2 protein-coding genes and 1 pseudogene are annotated in these 2,080 nt (G+C 38.4%); all 3 read right to left on the bottom strand.

Annotated features, from left to right (window positions below; translation table 11 throughout):
* A partial coding sequence (locus COZ07_RS01360; protein WP_406606807.1) for an exo-beta-N-acetylmuramidase NamZ domain-containing protein occupies positions 1–412 on the bottom strand: 412 nt, incomplete at its 3' end.
* A 37-nt stretch (positions 413–449) separates the two neighbouring features.
* Positions 450–1,565, bottom strand: a complete 1,116-nt coding sequence (locus COZ07_RS01355; RefSeq protein ID WP_406606806.1) for a glycosyltransferase — start codon at positions 1,563–1,565, stop codon at positions 450–452.
* Between the two features lie 157 nt (positions 1,566–1,722).
* A pseudogene (locus tag COZ07_RS01350) lies at positions 1,723–2,080 on the bottom strand (ATP-binding protein); the annotation flags it as partial.

Raw genomic sequence — 2,080 nt, 5'->3', positions numbered from 1 at the left:
CCCCGCCTCTGGCGGTCCCGTCGATACCGTGCTCGGGAGCATAAAGGGCGACCAGTTTGGTGCCCTCGGTGACGGCTAGAATATCGATAAAACTAATCCCCCGGCTGTTCACACCTGTTTGATTGGTAACCAATCCCACCTTTTTGCCTTCGATAAGGTGGTAATAGCTTTCCAGCAAGACCTCGTTACCCAGTTTTATCGCCGCTGTTGCATTACACGTTCCTGCGGCGGGAAAGGCCAGGATAACAACCACAAGGGCCAGTAAGCAAAATATCCTCCTCGTTTTCTCCTTATTTTTACCTGGGTTTAACCAGGGTCTATAATTAATTCTATTGATCATTAATAACGTTTGCCTTTCATTTTTGTTGCTTTTTTTCCGTCCCCTATCACGCAAAATTTTCTTTCCAGACATATACATTAGGGAATGGCCCTCTTCATTCCGTTTATACCTAATTTTTGTCAATCACTACAAACCCCTTCTGCCTTAATCCTGCGTAGGCTGATATAGACTCAAAAATGCCAAAAAGAGGGATCAAAAAAAAGTAGTAAGGTTTTTTTGACATCATTACCCCATAAAGATAGATTACCCAATAGTATAGGCTTCCAGGAAAAGAAAACCAGAAGGCGGGTTCCCAGAAAAACCATAGGGGTTTCCAGAAAAACCATAGGGGTACCATTGCCCATGAACCAAATATTCCCAAAACCCAAATAAGCAATTTCAAGCCTGTTATTTCTTTCATTAAAAGTGGACAATATTTCCATTCCATAGCTATACCCTTAAACCATCGTCCTCTCTGCTTAATCAAATCACCAATAGAATTGGGAGATTTTATAGATACCTTAGTATTTGATTGCCAGGTTTTATAACCCCTCCGGACAAGTTCTGAAGCAAAACGAAAATCTTCAACTATAGAGGGATTACCATAGCCAATTTCTTTTAATACCTTTCCTTTGACCGTAAGAAGTTCTCCATGAAGCCCGGCAAGAGGTTGTTTTAAAAATCCGGTGAAGAACCGGAACATTGTCAAATCATTAAAGTAGCGTATAAAATCCATAATATAGGTGAGTGTGCTTTTCCCCTTTCTAGGAAAAAGCACTGGATTCATAGCTACATAACCCCTCTCTTCGTAATATGGTATCTCATAAAGAAAACTGTCGTCCAGAATCAAGTGGTCATCATCAATAAACGCATACCATTTGTCAGGTTGCACTTCTTTCTCTATAAAGTAGTTTATGGCCCTCCCCTTTCCTATTAAATCCTTACGATAAGACGCAGGAACAATAACTAACGAATTTTCCTGAAACTGAGGGATAGATTCACTTCCCTCATCAACTAATAACCACAAGTGATTATCTAGTTTCTCTTTGGTATAGGCGATGCACTCTAATAGAGATTTCTTCACTTTGTAGTTAGCTACAGATACCAGGACACACTCCACATTTTCAGCTTTTTTCTTTCCCCTTTGAGGTCTATAAAATTGCCCCATGATCTCCAGAATAACAAAAATGGAGAAAACAGTCCAACAGAAAAAAACTACATACTGCAACAACTTTATTGCGTTCAATTCTTTATCTCCTTTTCTTGTTTTGCTTCACTTATTTTAAAGTACCGGAAGTATCGGGGTCAAATCTTTATTCTTGACAGTTAATTAAATTAACTGTCAAGAATAAAGATTTGACCCCCTTTCCCTTTAAGCCCATTTCCCTTTTCATAACCAAACATTACGGCAAAAAAGACAACCACCGGGGAGCAGATATGATTAAAATCTTATTTTTTTGATTGGTAACTATTCTTCCGACCTGTGGTTTATTTACCAACTGAATAGCAGGTATATCGAGCGTATTCTGAAATTTAATCAAGCTATTGGAGATATTTTCATCTGATAGCTTACATTCAATCAGCAGTGTAGGATGTTGATCTTTACAAATCAGAAAATCAATTTCTTCTTTTTCTTTATTGCGAATATAATGCATGGAAAAATCTCCTAATCCCAAATCGTTCCAATTCAAAATTGCCCTGTATAGCTCTAAGCCAATCATATTCTCAAAACGGATACCTCTATCATTTATTTGTGCATAG

The sequence above is a fragment of the Candidatus Infernicultor aquiphilus genome (assembly GCF_002784285.1).
Classification (GTDB): Bacteria; Atribacterota; Phoenicimicrobiia; order Phoenicimicrobiales; family Phoenicimicrobiaceae; genus Infernicultor; species Infernicultor aquiphilus.
Note: the sequence above shows the minus strand (reverse complement) of the source record. Positions and strands in the feature narration are given on the sequence as shown.